The following is an 18,007-nucleotide window of genomic DNA, read 5'->3' as shown; positions in this document are numbered from 1 at the left end:
CGACCGGGAGGCGAATAATGCAGGGATGTTTCGAGGCGGGCATTGCCCCCCCAGGCAGTCTTGTCATCCCTCGCAAAATGACGGAACTGCCTAGTCGTGCCCTCGAGTCCTGCACTCAATGCAGCCAGATGCCGTTGACCGGCGATGGCCAAGAAGAGCAGTGACAGCACTTGCACGGGTTTTAATGCAGCAGGTCATTTGATCGTGACGGCATTGCCGATTCAACGCCTGGTTAACCGAGGGTCAGCAGTATCTTCATGAACGCAAACTCTCTTGTCTTATTTGGAATCGCAACATGGATCCTTGCAACTGTCAGGGCTATTTTCCCCCGTCAATACCGCGACGGGGGTAGTGCAGCACGTATCCCCGCGCCATGCTTCGATGCCTTCGCGCACTGCTACAAATGCAATTGCTAGCGCGGCCACCGAATCGGCCCACGCCCAACCCAACAGGCTGTTGAGTAGCAAACCGACCAGCAGAGCCACCGACAGGTAAGAGCAAATGAGAGTTTGTTTCGAATCGGCTATTGCCGAGGCCGACCCCAGCTCACGGCCTGTTCGACGTTCAAGCAAGCTCAGAAAAGGCATGACCGATAAACTCACTGCGGCCAGGATGATCCCCGCAATGGAGTGTTCTGGTTCCCTGATGCCAGTCAGGGAAAGCGCCGCGTCAACAGAAACATAGGCAGCTAATGCGAAGAACGAGATAGCGATAACTCGCAGGGCTGTTTTTTCTCGCCCCTCGGGATCGGGTGCAGCGAACTGCCAAGCGATGGCGGCAGCTGAGAGCACTTCAACAATCGAGTCAAGTCCAAAGCCGACTAGCGCGGCTGATGATGCCACGCCGCCAGCGATGAGGGCAACCACCGCTTCGATAACGTTCCAGGTGATAGTGATTGCCACGATCACGCGAATGCGCCGTTGCAGAACATTTCGGCGCGCTGGAGTCAGAAGTGCCAGGTTCATGGATTTTCCTTTGGGGTGCAGCAACCTGGAACAGTGCAAGAAACATCAATGCACGGCGCGCTGTTGTCAATCGCTAGCGTCACGTCAACCAAGGCAATCAACGCGGCAGCCAAATGAGGATCAGCAATTTCATAACGTGTTTGCCGTCCCTCGACTTCAGCGACGACAATTCCGCACCCGCGTAGGCACGCCAGATGATTCGAAACATTCGTGCGTGTCAGTCCAAGATCGCGGGCTAGCTGGGCAGGATAGCCCGGTTTCTCCAGTAAGGACAGGAGGATGCGGGAACGAGTGGAATCAGCCAGTGCCCGCCCTAGGCGGTTCATCACGTCCACGCGATTTGAAATGGTCAGCATGTAATGACTATACACTGGGTGATGACTATATGCCCGGCACCTAGATGCAATGCCCTTGGACGTTGAATACGCGTGGCGCACCTGAGTGGCAAAAAGAAGAACCCGATGGGTCTGATCCCAGAGGGCTGCGCTCCTAATCTCCGCGGGAAACGCAACTGGATCCGCCATTTCTCGGTGCAATTAACCGCCAAACGAAATCAAAAGTCACAGCCGATCCCTGCGGGCGAGGACTTCGTCAATGATTATTGCTTTCTGCGCCATTCCCGGATGGCAAGGCGTCATGGGTTTGCTTCACCGGTCCATGAGCAAAAATTGGTCGATGGCCTTCGCGACGCGACTGGCCGAGATTCCCTTTATGGCTGTTTGACTATTCCTTCGCACGCAGGGGTTCGCTCCTGACCAGATCAGCCAAGTGTGAGTGTTTTATTTGATAGTCCCCATTAGGAGCTACCTTGGAACGCACGAGAAGCAGCGGGGCAACAAGGACTCATGTCCCGCTCTTCGGGTAAGGGGCTGCGGTTTGCCCTTGAATGCACCCGGCTGACCCAAACTGTCGGTGCGTTTGACTAGTGTAACTGTCATTCGAATACGTGTTCGAATAGAATGGTTCTATTAGGTAAGGAGTGCACACGTGGGGATGTTCACCGAGTTAATCGAGGTTGCCTGTGCGGCGAACGGAATGCCGTTGCGCGTGAGGTGGCAAGGGCAGGACTATCGCCTGGCTGCCGAACCTCAACGCTGGTTCGAGCGCCGCAAATGGTGGGACGAAAACCTGCGGATTCCGCGTGGAATCGGCGCAGGAATCGCCGACTATGAGATGTGGCGGCTGCAACTGGTTGCGGTGCGCGGCCCCCGGCAGGTGCACAGCGTTGACGTCAGTTTTGACGCGCAAACCGAACGCTGGCGACTGGTGCGTGTGCATGAGTCCCTGGCTCGCAGCGCCTAGGCTGACGGCAGGGGAACATATCTTCGAAGGACCGCAATGAGCTTCACCCATTTGAATGTCAGTTCTTCCTATAGCGCCCACTATGGGGTGTCGCACCCGCGCGCCCTGGCGCAAGCAGCCAAAGCGCACGGCGCACAGATGCTGGCGCTGACCGACCGGGATGGGCTGTATGGCGCGGTTAAGCACGTGGCGGCCTGCATGGCTGAAGGGCTGGCACCGATCCTCGGAGTCAACCTCGCGGTGCTCGACTCTGCCGGAGAAACCCTCGGAAGAATCACCCTGCTGGCTCGCGGAGGCTGTGCAGGAGCTGGCTACGCTGCCTTATGCCGGGCAATTACCCTCGCGCACAGCACGGCGCATGGCGTCCCCGGACTGAGCGCCCGGCAGGTTGCTCAATTAGGCCGCAGCGGCAATCTGATAATCCTGCTCGGCGGCGAATCCGACGTAGCCAGAGCGATTCTCAAGGGAAAATACACCCAAGCGCGTACCCTCATGGCCGATTGGAAAAAGCGGGTGGGGAAGATGCTGCGGGTCGAGATCACCACCTACCTCTCGTCGCACGGTTCGCGCTATAGCCTCGGCGAGGCCGCGCGCATGTTGCGCTATGCCCACGAATGGCAGATCAAAACCGTGCTCACCAACGCGGTGCGCTACGTAGATCCCGACGGAGCTGTCACCGCGGATATTCTTGACTCCGCGCGCACCCTGCACAGCTTGAAAAACCTGGACTCCTGCCAGCCCAATGGCCAGGGCTGGCTCAAAACCCCGCAGCAGATGCACCAGTTGGCCACCGAAATCGGCAATGCCACCGAGCGGCATTGGGCCCATCAGATGCTGCGCGATACCGAACAGCTCGCCCGATGGGCAGCCATGGACCCCGTCGCAGACCTCGGCTGGAAGAAGCCGGTGATCCCTGAGGCGAAAGTCATCGGACTCTACCGGCCAGCCATGCAGGAACTGACCGAACGCGTCTACGCTGCGGTCCCGCGCCTGCTGCCTGATACCGACCGATGCCTGATTGAAAAACAGCTGAACCTCGAGCTGGGCGTGATCCAGCGACTGGACTTCGCCGGCTACTTCCTCACCGTGGCCGAAACCGTCAACCTCATCACCGAGATGGGGGTACGCGTCGCGGCCCGCGGTTCGGGTGCCTCCTCGTTGGTGAACTACCTGCTGGGTATCAGCCAGGTGAATCCTCTAGCTCACGACCTCGTGTTCGAACGCTTCCTGTCAGACACTCGAACCACTTTGCCTGATATCGACATCGACGTGGAATCAGCCCGCCGCCACGAGATCTATCACAAGATCTTCTCCACCTTCGGAGAAGAACGCGTCAGCCTGATGAGCATGCAGAACGCCTACCGGGCCCGCGGCGCAGTACGCGATGCAGGATCCGCCCTTGGCATCGAACAAGAGCAGGTAGACGAAATCGCCAAGCAGCTCTGGCGCTTCTCCGCCTCCTCATTCCGCGAAGCGCTCACCGAGAAACCCGAACTGGCCGCCCTGGCCGAGCGCATCACCGATGACACGCAGCTCGATATCCTCATCGACGCCACCGAGCGCCTGGACCGGCTGCCCCGGCATATTTCCATGCATCCCTGCGGGGTGATCCTCTCCGACGCGAGCCTGCTGGACCGCACCCCGGTCCAGCCCTCGGGCATCGGGCTGCAGATGAGCCAATTCGACAAGCACGACATGGACCTGATGGGCTTGATTAAGCTCGACGTGCTCGGGGTGCGCATGCAATCAGCCATCGCCTACACGCTCGAGGAGATCGCCCGCCTGCACCCGAGCAAAGAGCAGGCAGCTCGCGCCGGCGGGCATGCCGACGACAGCTACATCGACGCCACCGGAGTGATCGACCTGGCCAGGGTGCCGCTGGATGACGAACCCACCTTCGAATTGATCCGCTCCACCCATACGCTGGGCTGCTTCCAGATCGAATCCCCGGGGCAGCGCGAACTGGTCGGCAAGCTCGCGCCCCGCGAATTCAACGACCTGATCATTGACATCTCCCTGTTCCGCCCGGGTCCCATGCAATCGAATATGGTCAAGCCCTACCTGGAACACCGCCACGGCTTCGCCCCCGAGCAGTTCCTGCACCCGGACCTGAAGCCAGCGCTCGCCGAAACCCACGGGGTCACCGTCTTCCACGAGCAGATCCTGCGCATCCTGCACGTGATGACCGGCTGCACTCTGGGGATGGCCGATGTCTATCGGCGGCTGCTCGGCAATCCCGAGAAGGAACCAGCAGTGGAACGCTATGTGCGCATCGAAGCAACTAAGCGCGGTTATAGCCAGGAGACGATCGACAAGGTCTGGAAGGTGCTGGCCGGTTTCGGATCCTTCGGATTCTGCAAAGCCCACGGGGCTGCCTTTGCCGTACCCACCTACCACTCGGCCTGGCTCAAGGCGCATCACCCCGAGGCCTTCCTTGCCGGGATCTGGGAACACGACCCGGGGATGTATCCCAAGCGGCTGCTGGTCTCCGAAGCCCGCCGCATGGGCGTTCCCATCCTCCCACTGGATATCAATCGCTCCACGGGGCACTATCGAGTCGAACGAGTTTTCGAATCTGCTCCTTCGAAGCTCCCAGTGGTGCCCCGCGCACCCAGCTCGCTGCGTCCCGGACGCTATGGAATCCGCCTGGCCTTCCGCGATATCCACCAGATGAGCGAACGCGAAGTGCAACGCCTCGTGGCCGGCCAGCCCTACGAGCACCTTGCCGATGTCCGAGCCCGCGCAGGACTCTCGCGCCGTACCTACCAGAATCTTGCAGCCCTCGGAGTCTTCGATTCCCTGCTTGCAGGAACCTCACGTGCCGACACCATCGCCCATACCCAATCCATGGCGCATAGCTCCCTTCCGGCCAAATACCGTCCGGGACCCGGACAGCTGGCCCTCGACCTTGGGAAAATCGAACACATCAAAGCCACGGGGATTGAGCTGGAACCTGCCGAAGTAGTACGTACCGAACTGGACCTGATGCACTTGGATGCCAGCGAGCACCTGATCTCCTCCTACCGGCAACGCCTGGCGCATCTGCCCATGACCCAAGCGGCCGAGTTGCTGCACTTGCGCAACGGAACCGAAGTGCTGGTCGCCGGGGTACGCGTGGCCACACAGACTCCTCCCATGAGAGGTGGAAAGCGAGTGGTCTTCATTTCCGTGGATGACGGCACCGGCTGCATCGATGCCACTTTCTTCGATGACACGCAGCAACGCACCGGGCCGCTGCTTTTCTCCACCCGCATGCTGCTCATCCACGGGGTCACCCGGCGTACCGGGCCACGCGGCATTTCCTTGCAGGCGCTGAACGCCTGGGACCTGCATCAGCCAGAAACGCTGCCTGCGGCCGGATACCTTGAAGAGCAGAGCCGGCCGCAACCCAGCTATCGGCCAAAATTCGCCGAGGGGGCACCCAAGAGCGAAAGCCTTGGTGAACTCGCCAAGCGCATGGAAGCTGAAGGGCTGGATCAGCGCGGAGCCTGATGAACTAGCCCGCAGGCAGGGCTTTCCCTGCAGCTACATTGGTCCAATAAGGCAGATACCTGATTTTTGGGGCAACCACCGGTGAGCACACAAGATGAAAAACTTTTCCTAACCTGCGTCCAAGCCAACCCGATCAACCGGCAAATACTCCAGCTCGCCCGCAGCTCCGCCTCTCTGACTGGTGGCTGACTACAGGTGAGCTATTCCAAACGGTATGGAACGTACTGGAAGGCAAAGACCCGCAAAACGGGATTCGCGACTACGACTTCTTCTACTTCGACGAAGACACGTCCTATAAGGCGGGAGATGCAGTCATTCGCCGTGCAAAAGAACTCTTCAAGGACATCGACGCAGAAATCGAAGTCCGCAATGAAGCACGCGTCCACATTTGGTACGAAGGGCACTTCGGGGTTCCAGCTATTCCAGTCGCCAGCGATGCGAATGGGCAGATTAGCACCTATGCGCCATATGGATTTGCAAATTTATTCGCCCGGAGGATCATTCCGAATCCAGTGCTCGCGCCCCGGAACGTGTATGAAGCCAAGACCAAACGGTGGTTATCACAGTGGCCGTCACTTACCGCTGAACCCTGGCCTGAGAGGAAACCAAGTACGAACATAACTGACGACTGATAATTCTCAAACCGAGGAAACATGCCCGTCGGCATCAATGACAAACGACGGATTATGCACAAAATCCCAGCGGAAGCCATCCGGATCGGCCACGCAGGCGCTCTTGCCACCCCAAGGCTGCACGGTGGGCACGGTGATCGACGTTGCTCCCGCCTCAAGCGCTCGCCGGTAGTGGTGATCCACTTCCGCATCCGAGTGCACGTTATGCCCAAGCGAGATCGGCGGTGCCAACGGGCCGTGCCCGACATCGCCGTACTCGCTGGGCATCTGTTTCACGTCCCACAGAGCGAGCATCAAACCATATCCGGCGCGGACAAAGGCGATTTCCGGGTGGGCTGGCTGCACCAGCTCAAACCCCAGGCCCTCGGTGTAGAACTTGGTGGAAGCGCCGACATCGCGCACGCCGAGGGTAATGGCGCTGATGACGGGTGGGGCCGGCTTGTTCATATTCCTAGGGTAGGAGCGGTTGAAAATGAAAGCCATGGAATCGAGGATCTTTCAAGACTTTTCCTGCGTCCCTATAAATAGATCCATTGCTCATTGCGCAGCGCTTGATGCCGCATTCGGGCAGCCGCCTCGCTGTTCTGGCGCTCCAACGCAGAGGCATGGCGGTAACGCTTTTCACTGCTGAACATGCGTTTGAGGGCTGATCGCTTGAGCCGGGATTCACCGGGTGCAGTGGGATCGGAAATCACTTCGGGTACTCCTATTCGGTGGGTGCCGCAGGGGCGGGGGACTTCTGGGAGCCATCGGAACTGGCGCGTTCAATCGGTGCTGGAGATGCGGCAGCAACCCAATGCTCGGGGCGAGGGATCCCTCGGACCTGTGGCGAAAGCCAGGCCAAGATGGCAGCCAAGGAAACCAATGCTCCGAAAAAGATGAGTGTCGGGCCCATGCCAACCCACTCCAAGCCGAGCCCGGTGGCCAGCGGTGCCAAAGGCAAGGCGGCCAGGGCCATGAAGGTAATCAAGGAATTCGCTCGCCCGGACATGTCCTGGGGGACGCATGCCATGAAGTATCCGCCGACTGCGGCGTTGAGCGCGGGGACGCTCAGGAGACTGAGCAGCAGCATGGAGCCCATCCACAACAGGTTCGTGTTAAACCCGATGAGGAGCATGGCGGCGCCAAGAAGAGTGAGGCAATTGCAAGCCAGAAGCCCGCTGCGGAATTTTTCAATGAGCGAGGTCGCCGCCAGCGAGCCGATAAGCATTCCAGCGCCCATGCACGTCGATGCCAGCCCAATGATCCACGGAGCTTCCGAACGCTGCTCCAGCCCATAGATCAGAGTGGTCATCAGCCCGTTGACGCCGATGTTGACGACCGTAATCAACATCAGCAGCGCTCGTAGTTGCGGGCGGGAAAAACACCAGCGCATGCCGGCCAAGATTCCGTGGGCAACTTTCTCTTCGCCGACAGCGCTGGCCTCGCCTCGTTCCCGGAAGGATTGCTGCGCGGCCCGCAGAGGCCGGCGCAGCGCGAACCCGCTGGCCGCAGCGATCAAATTCAAGACAGCGACGGCAAGCAGGGCAACGGCGCCGCCGAATCCGAGCAAGACACCGCCAAGGGGAGCGGAGCCGAGCATCAGCACCGAGTCGCGGCCTTGGTTGGCAGCCATCGCGCGGCCGAGCTGTTTCGGGTGCACCAGATCCTTGAGGGCGGCATTGGTTGTTGAGCCAAAGTATCCGCCGCGCAATTCCATCAGGACATGCGCGAGGCATAGCAGGGGAACCGGCAGCGAACTAGTTCCGATACCCAGGGCCAAGGCCGCGGTCACCGCTGCGCCGCACAAGCTCCCGATCAGGATCATCCGCGCCTTGTCGGAGCGGTCCGCCATGGCGCCACCGGCCAATATGACGCTGGCCCTGGCTGCCATCCCCAGCGCAGCCAGGGATCCGGCCAGCACCGGCGCGCCGGTGGCGGCCAGCAGGATCAAGGGGGAGACGAAGCCATAGATGCCGCCCGAAAGCAGTGCCGAGGAGTCCGCCAGCAACCACCTGCGGTAATTTTGCTGCGCACGCAATGGGGGCAATGGGTTTGGGTCAATCGCCGCGGTCTCTGGGTGGCCGCTGGGCTGGGTCGGGGTCATGGAATCCACTGTAAGTCCGCAAATAAAATTGCGCAATAGAATTTGCGCAACTTTATTTGGGGGATTGCTAAGCTGTGCACATGAGCAATAACGAGTCGCTGGTCACGTTCACTACGCCGATGCTTAAGGCGATTGCCAACCCGCTGCGCCGGCAGATTCTCAATACGCTATCGGCGATGGGATCGGCCCGCGCGGCGGACATGGCACAGGTGCTGGAGATGCCGGCGAACAAGATCAGCTTCCACCTGCGCGAATTAGCCAAGGCCGAGATGATTGTCGAGGTCCCGGAGCTCGCACGGGACAAGCGCGACCGCGTCTGGAAGTCGGCTGCCGTTGCGTACACCACCGGCGAGGTGGGGGAGCGGGAAGACGATCCATCCGGCATGGCCATGGGTGCCTATCTCGGGCAGGTCATCAATGACGAGCAGCGGCGCCTGCATGCGGCCATGGTCCACGGCGGACGCCACTACTCCGGCGAAGAAACCGGCGAGGCCAAGGCCCGCATGATGACCAGCGACCTGATGCTCACCATGGATGAAATGCGAGAGCTGATCCGCCGCCTGGAAAAGGTCATCCCGGCGTTCCGGAAGGACCTGCAGGACGGCAAGGTCCATAGCTCCCAGCCGGCCGGGGACCGTGAAATCTGGCATGTGATGACCTTGATCAATGCCGAATCACTGTTGAACGAGTCACAAGCGGGCCAGCAATCATCGCAAAACCCGAAGTGAACGCGCGCTGAGGCGAGGTCTTGAACTAAACTGGAATCTGGCTGGCTGTGGCCAAGGTATGCCACAAGCTATGAAGCCATCACAGATTGAAAGGTAGAACCCGATCTCATGAGCGAGCAGCTGACTCTCACCATCGATGGCGAGCAGGTACAGGTGGACGCGGGAACAACCGGTCTGCAGTTCTACGCCGATCAGAAAGACGTGGTTGTCATGCACGTCGACGGCGTATTGCGCGACCTGGCCCGCGAACTGGAAGCCGGTAGCACCGTCACCCGTGTCACCATCACCGACCCAGAAGGGTTGGAGGTGCTGCGTCACTCGACTGCCCACGTGATGGCCCAAGCCGTGCAGCAGCTGCGCCCCGATGCCAAGCTGGGCATCGGCCCGTACATCACCGACGGTTTCTACTTCGACTTCGACGTCGCCGAGCCGTTCACCCCGGAAGATCTGAAGCAGCTGGAAAAGATGATGCTCAAGATCGTCAACCAGAACCAGCTCTTTGCGCGCCGCGAGGTATCGCCGGAAGAAGCCAAGGCCGAAATGGCCAACGAGCCCTACAAGTGCGAGCTGCTGGCCAAGGCCGACTCCGCGGACACCTCGGGCGAGGGCGTCACCGTTGAGGTGGCCGCCGGCGAAACCACGATCTACGACAACGTGGACCGCAAGTCCGGCGACATCGTCTGGAAGGACCTGTGCCGCGGCCCGCACCTGCCGAACACCAAGCTGATCAAGAACGCATTCGCGCTGACCCGTTCGGCCGCCGCCTACTGGCTGGGCAGCGAAAAGAACAAGCAGCTGCAGCGCATCTACGGCACCGCCTGGCCAACCAAGGAAGACCTCAAGGCCTACCAGGAGCGCCTGGCTGAGGCCGAACGCCGCGACCACCGCAAGCTCGGCGCCGAACTGGACCTCTTCTCCTTCCCGGATGAACTGGGCTCGGGCCTGCCGGTGTTCCACCCCAAGGGCGGCATCATCAAGCGCGAGATGGAAGACTACGTGCGCGACCGCCACGTGGAAGAAGGCTTCCAGTACGTGGGCACCCCGCACATCTCCAAGGACGGGCTGTTCCACACTTCGGGCCACCTGCCGTACTACGCGGACACCATGTTCCCGGCGCTGCACATCGATGAAGAGCGCGATGAAGATGGCAACATCACCAAGCAGGGCCAGGAATACCGGCTGAAGGCCATGAACTGCCCGATGCACAACCTGATCTTCCGCGGCCGCGGACGCAGCTACCGTGAACTGCCGCTGCGCTTGTTCGAGTTCGGCCACGTCTACCGCTACGAGAAGTCCGGCGTGGTCCACGGGCTGACCCGCGTGCGCGGTTTCGCCCAGGACGACTCGCACTCCTACGTCACCAAGGAGCAGGCGCCTGGCGAAGTCGAGCACCTGCTGAACTTCATGCTCTCCCTGCTCAAGGACTTCGGCATGGACGACTTCTACCTGGAGCTGTCCACCCGCGATCCCGAATCGGACAAGTTCATCGGCTCGGACGAGCAGTGGGAAGAAGCCACCGCAGTGCTGGAGCGCGTCGCCACCGAAACCGGCGTCGAGCTGGTTGCCGACCCGGGTGGCGCCGCCTTCTACGGCCCGAAGATCTCGGTCCAGGCCAAGGACGCCATCGGCCGCACCTGGCAGATGGGCACCGTGCAGTACGACTTCAACCAGCCGGCGCGCTTCGGCCTGGAGTACCAGGCGGCTGATGGGAGCCGCCAGGAACCGGTGATGATCCACGCTGCAAAGTTCGGATCCATCGAGCGCTTCCTCGGCGTGCTCACCGAGCACTACGCTGGTGCCTTCCCGGCCTGGCTCTCGCCAGTGCAGGTTCGCGCCATCCCTGTGGCCGAGGCCTTCAACGACTACCTTTCCGAGGTAGTTGCGAAGCTCAAGGCCCAGGGCGTCCGCGTGGAACTGGATGACTCCTCGGATCGCTTCCCGAAGAAGATCCGCAACGCGTCCAAGGACAAGATTCCGTTTGTGCTCATCGCCGGTGGCGAAGATGCAGAGGCAAATGCCGTGTCCTTCCGCTTCCGCGATGGCAGCCAGGAAAACCAGGTGCCGATCGATGACGCGGTGGCCCGCATTGTTGAAGCCATCAAGAGCCGCGATAACAGCAACTAGCAGGGGATAGGGAGTCCATTGAGCATGCAGGAGCAAGCAGACCAGTCCGTCACCGACGACTTTGAACTCGCCGGAGTGCCGGATTCGTTCCAGCGGCTGTGGACTCCCTATCGCATGGCCTACATCAAGGGCGGGCAGGACCAGGTCAAGGACGAGGCCAGCTGCCCGTTCTGCGCCGGTCCGCAGCGCACAGATGAAGAGGCGCTGATCGTGCATCGCGGGGAAACCTGCTTCGTGATCCTGAACCTCTTCCCGTACAACCCGGGCCACCTGCTGATCTGCCCGTACCGCCATGTGCCGAACTACACCGACATCACGGTGGAGGAAACGGCGGAAATGGCGGCCCTGGCCCAGCATTCCATGCGGGTGCTGCGCAAGGTGTCCAATCCTTCGGGCTTCAACCTGGGCATGAACCAGGGAGAAGCCGGGGGAGCTGGCATCGCTGCCCATCTGCATCAGCATGTGGTGCCACGGTGGAGCGGGGACGGGAATTTCTTCCCGATCATCGCGCAGACCAAGGCCATTCCCCAAACGCTGTCCGAGGTGCGCGACGCGATTGCCGCAGCCTGGAACCAATGAGGCGAACCTGCCTTGATCCAGCCGCCTGATCTGGCGGACCCAAAGATCACTGAGCGCGTTGCCGGCCAGAATCATTCTGGCCGGCAACGCGCTTTTTGCTGCCCGGAATCAGGAGGATGGCAAGTGGTGCCCTGGTGCTGGGAACGCCGGTCGATGCAAGGACTCGACGACATATTGCTGAACAGTGTTCAAGAACATGCTGATCAGGGTGTAGGGTGTGTATTCAATAGAAATTGAACACCGTTCAAGAGCCGTTTGGGTCCGGGCAAAACCTGCAGACCCAGGCAGGCCAACGGTGTACCGGCTGGAAAGGCACCCCATGAACTTGAACATCGCAAATACTGCCCCGGCGCCGGAGGAGAGCCGACTGGACCCCGGACAGCTCGCAGAAAAGATCCTCGCCGGACACCGCATCACCGCATCCGAGGCCCTGGGCATTCTCGCAACACCGGATTCCGCCACGATGCCATTGATCTGCGCTGCCGGACTCCTGCGCCGCCAGCACTTCGGGAACACCGTCAAGGTCAACTACCTGGTCAACCTCAAGTCCGGACTCTGCCCCGAAGACTGCACCTACTGCTCGCAGCGCCTTGGATCCACCGCCGAGATCCTCAAATACACCTGGCTCAAACCCGATGAAGCGGTGGCCCAGGCCGGCTTCGGCATTGCCGGCGGCGCCTCGCGGGTCTGCATGGTCGCTTCCGGCAAGGGGCCGACCGACCGCGATGTGGACCGAGTGGCCACGATGGTCGAACAGCTCAAGGAGGAGCACCCGCAGGTCGAGGTCTGCGCCTGCCTGGGCATCCTCAAGGACGGCCAGGCCGCCAGGCTCAAGGACGCCGGGGCCGACGCCTACAATCACAACCTGAACACCTCCGAATCCCTCTACCCCGAGATCTGCACCTCGCATAGCTACCAGGATCGGGTCAAGACGGTGGAACAGGCCCAGTCTGCGGGACTCTCCTCCTGTTCCGGGCTCATCGTGGGGCTGGGGGAAACACCCGAGCAGCTGGTGGAAGCGATCTTCGCGCTGCGTGATCTGGGCTCCGAATCCATCCCGGTCAACTTCCTCATGCCTTTCGACGGCACCCCGATGCAGGGCACCTGGCTGCTGACCCCGATGGCCTGCCTGCGCATCCTCGCACTGGTGCGCATGGCCTGCCCGGACAAGGAGCTGCGCATTGCCGGGGGCCGCGAGATGCACCTGCGCTCATTGCAGTCCGCCGCATTGGAAGCCGCCAACTCGATTTTCCTTGGCGACTATCTCACCAGCGAAGGCCAGGGCGCGGCCAAGGACCTGCAGATGATTGCCGACGCGGGCTTTGTCGTCCTGGGGCAAGAATCCTCCAGCCCGTCCGAGGTGGCCCGCCGCTTGCAGGACGCCGCTCATGCTGCGCCTCCGGCCCCCGCCGACGAGGAAGGCGCCGGCGGCTGCGGCGCCGGCTGCGGAACCGGCTGCGCACCGGCTCAATCAGGGGCGGCAGGCTGCGGGGCCGCTGCCGGGCGCGAACCAGTGCTGCGCCGCCGCGGAGCTGGCACCATGGAAGGACCCAACGCGTGAAAACCCTGGCCGAAAACCTGCTGGACAGGGATGCGGGGCTGCTCTGGCACCCCTATGAGCCCGTGGACGCAGGAGCGCACTACGCGGTCAAGGGGGCGCAGGGTGCAGAACTCCTGCTGCACGATCGCGCCGGCACCGAGCACCGGGTCGTGGACGGCATGGCTTCCTGGTGGTCGATGGTGCACGGCTACCGCAATCCGGTCCTGGACGCCGCGGCGCACGCGCAGATCGAGAAATTCAGCCACGTCATGTTCGGGGGCCTGACCCACGAACCGGCGATCGAGCTGGCCGAACGGCTCGTGGCCATGACCCCGCAGAATTTGCGCCATGTGTTCCTGGCCGACTCCGGATCCATCAGCGTCGAGGTGGCGCTGAAGCTCGCTTTGCAGTACCAGGAGGCCTGCGGGGCCCGTGGGCGCCAGCGCTTCCTGGCGCTGCGCGGAGGCTACCACGGGGACACCTTTGCCGCGATGAGCGTCTGCGATCCGGTCGACGGCATGCACTCGGCCTTCGCGCCGCTGTGCAGCGAGCAGCTATTCCTGCCACGCCCGCCTGCCGCAGAGCACACGGCGGACGGCAACTGGATCTATGACCTCGAGGAATTCGACGCCTGGGCCTGCGGGGCACGTCGCATCGCGGCGGCCCATGCGCATGAACTGGCGGGCATCATTGTCGAACCGATCCTGCAGGGCGCCGGCGGCATGTTCATCTACCCTCCGCAGGCCATTGCGCTGTTGCGCGAGATTGCCGACGAACACGGCCTGCTGCTGATCGCCGACGAGATCGCCACGGGGTTCGGGCGCACCGGGAGGATGTTCGCGGTGCAGCACGCCCAGGTGGAGCCGGACATCATGTGCGTGGGCAAGGCGCTGACCGGCGGCTACCTGTCGCTGGCCGCCATGCTTTGCTCGGGCCGCGTGGCCCAGGCGCTGGACGCCGCGCCCGGTACGTCGGCGTTGCTGCACGGCCCGACGTTTATGGGCAACCCGCTGGCCTGCGCCATCGCCATCGCCTCGCTGGACCTGCTTACCGGCGCCGGCCCGGCCACGGAATTCGGTCCCGGAGCGCCAGAGCGGCCAGCACCCTGGCAATCGCAGGTGGCGCGGGTGGAACGCGGGCTGCGCGCCTCGCTGGCTCCGGCACGCACCCTGCCGCAGGTCAAAGCGGTGCGCGTGCTGGGCGGGGTCGGGGTGATCCAGCTGCACCAGCCCGTCCAGGGCGCAGCGCTGAGCTCCGCCGCGGTCGAACGCGGCGCCTGGGTCCGGCCCTTCAGGGACCTGGCGTACGTCATGCCTCCCTACATGTGCACCGACGGCCAGCTGCAGCAACTGGGCGACGCGCTGTGCGGAGCCATCGACCAGGTCCACGGAGGCTGAGATGACAACCCTTGCCACCACCGCGAGCTGGGATGCCTGGCTGCGCACCCGGTCCGCAGTGCGCACCGCCAGGGACATGCAGCGCAGCGACAACTCGCGCCACGCACTGTTCGACCTGGCATCCAACGACTACCTGGGGCTCAGTTCGCATCCGCGGGTGCGCCAGGCGGCGATCGGCGCGCTCAACTCCATCGGAACCGGCGCCACGGCCAGCCGCGTTGCCAGCGGAACCTGGCAGATCCACCGGGAGCTGGAGGCGGAGCTCAGCCGGTACACTGGCCGCAGCCAGGCACTGGTATTCTCCAGCGGATATTGCGCGAACCTGGGCCTGCTGGGTGCCTTGGGCGGTCCCGGCAGCCTGATGCTGCTCGATGCCCACGCCCATGCGAGCCTGATCGACGGGGCCAGGCTTTCCGGGGCCGGCACGGCGCGCTTCGAACACAACAACCTCGATGATGTGCGCGCCAAATTGCAGGCCAATGCCCAATCGCCCGCCCCGAAGCCGCGGGTGGTTGTGGTGGTGGAGTCGGTGTATTCGGTGCTCGGGGATGCCGCTCCGCTGCAACAGCTGGCCGAACTGTGCGCCCAGTACAACGCCCTGCTGCTCATTGACGAGGCGCACTCGCTGGCCACCGTGCCCACCGGTTCGGCCGTGAACGCTGCCGGGCTGGCCCAGACGGAAAACGTGTTGGTCACCGCGACCCTGTCCAAGGCGCTCGGGGCCCAGGGCGGAGCAGTGCTCTTCGGCGGCAGCCGGGCCGAATTGTGGCGCGAGCACCTGCTCAATACCGCCCGCACCTTCATCTTCGACACGGCCCTGGCCCCGGCCGCCGCGGCGGCCGCCCATGCGGCGCTGGAGCTGGCCACCGGGAAAAGAATCTCAGGCCTGGCAGCCAACGCCCAGGTAATCCGGCGCCTGCTGAATGCCGAAGAGAACCTGGCTGGCCGGGTTGAGCAGGCCGCCGGCCCGGTGCAATCGGTGCGCATGAAATCCCCGCAACAGGCCTTCTTGACTGCAACGCTGCTGCGCGAGAACGGCATCGCAGTTTCCTGTTTCAGGCCGCCAAGTGTTCCCGATGGAATCTCGCGCCTGCGCCTGGCCGCCCATGCACAGCAAGACCCAGCCGAGCTTGCCGCAGCCCTGAAGGTTGTGGCCCGAACCATTAGCGACGTGGAATCATGAACTGCCCTTTCGCCCGAACACCGCTGGCACCAGAGCCTTCGGCCACCAGCACGGCCCCGCTGGCCCAGCCGCTGGAGAAGGTGCTCCCGGCGCGGATCAGCGAACGCTATCGCAGCATCGAGGATCCCCAGCTGGTCCGCGAGATCCTGCGCCATGCCGAGGAATTCACTCCCGCCAACGCCCTGCAGGCGGCGGTGGACCTGGAACCTGCCACCCTGCGCATCCTGGCCCGCGGACGCTTTGCCCTGCCACCGGTACTGGCCAGCGCCTCCGGGGCCGGGCACCGTGCCGTCAGGAAGGTGGTTGCCGGGTTCTTCAGTCCCGCAAAGGTTGCTGCGCAGCGCGAGTTCATCGCCCAGCGCACCCGCGAATTGTGCCTGAACCTGCGCGGCCGCTATCAGCGGGGTGAAGAACTGGACCTCGCCAGCGAACTCGCCGACGTCATCCCGCCAGAGGTGATGGCGCGGATGACGGGCACACCGCTGCCGCCCCTCGACCAGCTCAAGGCCTGGAGCAAGGACTCGCTGGAATTGTTCTGGGGCTGGCCCGGGGCCCAGCGTCAGCAGGAGCTGGCGCACAGCGCGGTTGCGTACCATGGGTGGCTTCGCGATTCCGTCGATGAGGCCACGGCCCGCGATGATGGCAACCTCTATTCAGCCCTGCGCCACGCCGGGGTGGATCGCGACCGCATCGTCTCGCTGGCCTATTTCCTGTGGATCGCCGGCCAGGAGACCACCGCGATGCTCATCCACAGCGCCCTGTTCACCGCCTTGCGCGACGGGCACTGGTCCGGCTGCGCCGCGGCGGACGGCGGGGAATCAGCCAGCGAACGCGTGGTGCACGAGGTGCTGCTGCGGGCATCCTCCGTGCCCACCTGGCGCCGTATCGCGCTGCGCGATATCACCCTTGCCGGCCACAGCTTCGCTGCCGGGGACGAGCTGCTGCTTCGCCTCTCCGGCGGGGACGTGGCCGCCTCGGGCGACGATTCCCTGGCCTTCGGGCAGGGGCTGCATCGCTGCCTCGGCGCAGGCCTTGCCCGGATGGAAACCGGGGTGGTGGTTCACCAGGCCGCAGCGACGCTGCCTGGCATCGAGCTGCGCGATCCGAGCCCCCGCTGGCGCTATCTCGTTTCCTTCCAGGCACCCGAAGCGGCCATTACCCGCGACCGGAATACAGGGAGTGCCAGCGCATGATCCATGCCATTTCAGGGACCGGCACCGATGTGGGAAAAACCGTTGCAACAGCGGCCTTGGCGGCCCGGGAGCTGGCCCAAGGACGCACCGTGGCCATCTACAAGCCAACGCAATCCGGAGTGGAGGACAGCGTACCCGGCGATGTGCGGAACATTGCAGCATGGCTGGATGATCCAGAGCGGTTGAGCACCGCAGAAGGGGTGCGGCTGCGCGAGCCCATGGCCCCGGTTGATGCAGCACTGGTGGCCGGAGGCCAGGCCGCGGTCCAGGCGCTTCCCGGGCTGGGCGAGCATCGCGAACGGATTCTCGGGCTCGCCGCAGAATATGACACGGTCCTGGTTGAGGGCGCCGGGGGACTGCTGGTCACCCTGAGCCCGGATGGCGCGACGATCGCTGATCTTGCCAGCGCGGTGGATGCCCGACTCGTGGTGGTCACCCGCCCGGATTTGGGAACCTTGAACCATACGGCCCTGACCCTTGAGGCGGCGGTCCATCGGGGCTTTCGCCACGGAACGCTGCTGCTGGGCAGCTTCCCCGATCATCCCACGGCCCTGCATGGCAGGAATCTGCAGAACCTCCGGGCGCAAGCAGAGCATCACCGGTGGCACTTCGCCGGGGCGATTCCAGAGCTCAGGCTCCCGGGAGATGTCAAGGAACAACTGCTCAGCGCCGGATTGTCGCTTTCGATCCTGACCGCTGGGGCGGGAAGCTGAACAGGGCTCCGAACGCGGATCCGGGCCGGTGGAACTGGCCTGGAAACACCCGTTGCCAACCGCTATACACAGG

16 protein-coding genes are annotated in these 18,007 nt (G+C 63.0%); 11 read left to right on the top strand and 5 right to left on the bottom strand.

Going from position 1 to position 18,007, the window contains the following annotated elements; all coding sequences use genetic code 11:
* Positions 1 to 278 precede the first annotated feature (278 nt).
* Positions 279 to 965, bottom strand: coding sequence for a cation transporter (locus OF385_RS08445; protein ID WP_264274997.1), 687 nt, complete (start codon positions 963 to 965; stop codon positions 279 to 281).
* A complete protein-coding gene (gene cmtR / locus OF385_RS08440; RefSeq protein ID WP_264274996.1) occupies positions 962 to 1,321 on the bottom strand; it encodes a Cd(II)/Pb(II)-sensing metalloregulatory transcriptional regulator CmtR in 360 nt (119 codons plus the stop codon). The genes OF385_RS08445 and cmtR overlap by 4 nt, the downstream gene beginning before the upstream one ends.
* 637 nt (positions 1,322 to 1,958) lie before the next feature.
* Here cmtR and OF385_RS08435 point away from each other — a divergent pair.
* From OF385_RS08435 to OF385_RS16735, 3 genes are all read left to right on the top strand, one after another.
* The gene (locus tag OF385_RS08435) at positions 1,959 to 2,267 is read left to right on the top strand and encodes a DUF6504 family protein (protein WP_264274995.1); all 309 of its coding nucleotides are present in this window, start codon (positions 1,959 to 1,961) and stop codon (positions 2,265 to 2,267) included.
* Positions 2,268 to 2,303: 36 nt separating this feature from the next.
* Complete coding sequence (locus OF385_RS08430; RefSeq protein ID WP_264274994.1) at positions 2,304 to 5,759, top strand: DNA polymerase III subunit alpha; 3,456 nt, start codon at positions 2,304 to 2,306, stop codon at positions 5,757 to 5,759.
* A gap of 113 nt (positions 5,760 to 5,872) precedes the next feature.
* Positions 5,873 to 6,391, top strand: a complete 519-nt coding sequence (locus tag OF385_RS16735; protein ID WP_413468149.1) for a nucleotidyltransferase family protein — start codon at positions 5,873 to 5,875, stop codon at positions 6,389 to 6,391.
* A 6-nt stretch (positions 6,392 to 6,397) separates the two neighbouring features.
* Here OF385_RS16735 and OF385_RS08420 read toward each other — a convergent pair whose 3' ends face one another.
* Genes OF385_RS08420 through OF385_RS08410 form a run of 3 tightly spaced genes read right to left on the bottom strand, consistent with a single transcriptional unit; the run spans position 6,398 to position 8,477 of the window.
* Positions 6,398 to 6,874, bottom strand: coding sequence for a VOC family protein (locus OF385_RS08420; protein WP_264274992.1), 477 nt, complete (start codon positions 6,872 to 6,874; stop codon positions 6,398 to 6,400).
* 35 nt (positions 6,875 to 6,909) lie between these two features.
* The gene (locus tag OF385_RS08415) at positions 6,910 to 7,086 is read right to left on the bottom strand and encodes a hypothetical protein (RefSeq protein WP_264274991.1); all 177 of its coding nucleotides are present in this window, start codon (positions 7,084 to 7,086) and stop codon (positions 6,910 to 6,912) included.
* Between the two features lie 11 nt (positions 7,087 to 7,097).
* On the bottom strand, positions 7,098 to 8,477 hold the full coding sequence (locus OF385_RS08410; protein WP_264274990.1) for an MFS transporter: 1,380 nt from the start codon (positions 8,475 to 8,477) through the stop codon (positions 7,098 to 7,100).
* A gap of 80 nt (positions 8,478 to 8,557) precedes the next feature.
* On the opposite strand from OF385_RS08410, the gene OF385_RS08405 reads away from it, so the two are divergent.
* The 8 genes from OF385_RS08405 (at position 8,558) to bioD (ending at position 17,934) form a co-directional block, all read left to right on the top strand.
* A complete protein-coding gene (locus OF385_RS08405; RefSeq protein WP_264274989.1) occupies positions 8,558 to 9,205 on the top strand; it encodes a helix-turn-helix domain-containing protein in 648 nt (215 codons plus the stop codon).
* A 108-nt stretch (positions 9,206 to 9,313) separates the two neighbouring features.
* On the top strand, positions 9,314 to 11,329 hold the full coding sequence (gene thrS, locus OF385_RS08400; RefSeq protein WP_264274988.1) for a threonine--tRNA ligase: 2,016 nt from the start codon (positions 9,314 to 9,316) through the stop codon (positions 11,327 to 11,329).
* A 24-nt stretch (positions 11,330 to 11,353) separates the two neighbouring features.
* Positions 11,354 to 11,908 carry an HIT family protein gene (locus OF385_RS08395; protein WP_060701712.1) on the top strand — a complete coding sequence of 185 codons (555 nt, stop codon included), beginning with the start codon at positions 11,354 to 11,356 and terminating at the stop codon, positions 11,906 to 11,908.
* A gap of 319 nt (positions 11,909 to 12,227) precedes the next feature.
* Positions 12,228 to 13,469 carry a biotin synthase BioB gene (bioB, locus tag OF385_RS08390; RefSeq protein ID WP_264274987.1) on the top strand — a complete coding sequence of 414 codons (1,242 nt, stop codon included), beginning with the start codon at positions 12,228 to 12,230 and terminating at the stop codon, positions 13,467 to 13,469.
* Complete coding sequence (bioA, locus tag OF385_RS08385; RefSeq protein WP_264274986.1) at positions 13,466 to 14,845, top strand: adenosylmethionine--8-amino-7-oxononanoate transaminase; 1,380 nt, start codon at positions 13,466 to 13,468, stop codon at positions 14,843 to 14,845. Before bioB ends, bioA begins: the two co-directional genes overlap by 4 nt.
* Before the next feature lies 1 nt (position 14,846).
* Positions 14,847 to 16,028 (top strand): aminotransferase class I/II-fold pyridoxal phosphate-dependent enzyme, encoded by a 1,182-nt coding sequence (locus OF385_RS08380; RefSeq protein WP_264274985.1) that lies wholly within the window; start codon positions 14,847 to 14,849, stop codon positions 16,026 to 16,028.
* A complete protein-coding gene (locus OF385_RS08375) occupies positions 16,025 to 17,221 on the top strand; it encodes a cytochrome P450 (protein ID WP_264274984.1) in 1,197 nt (398 codons plus the stop codon). The genes OF385_RS08380 and OF385_RS08375 overlap by 4 nt, the downstream gene beginning before the upstream one ends.
* Positions 17,218 to 17,934, top strand: a complete 717-nt coding sequence (gene bioD, locus OF385_RS08370; protein WP_264274983.1) for a dethiobiotin synthase — start codon at positions 17,218 to 17,220, stop codon at positions 17,932 to 17,934. The genes OF385_RS08375 and bioD overlap by 4 nt, the downstream gene beginning before the upstream one ends.
* The last annotated feature ends 73 nt before the right edge of the window (positions 17,935 to 18,007 follow it).

Source organism: Glutamicibacter sp. JL.03c (assembly GCF_025854375.1).
Lineage (GTDB): Bacteria > Actinomycetota > Actinomycetes > Actinomycetales > Micrococcaceae > Glutamicibacter.
Note: the sequence above shows the minus strand (reverse complement) of the source record. Positions and strands in the feature narration are given on the sequence as shown.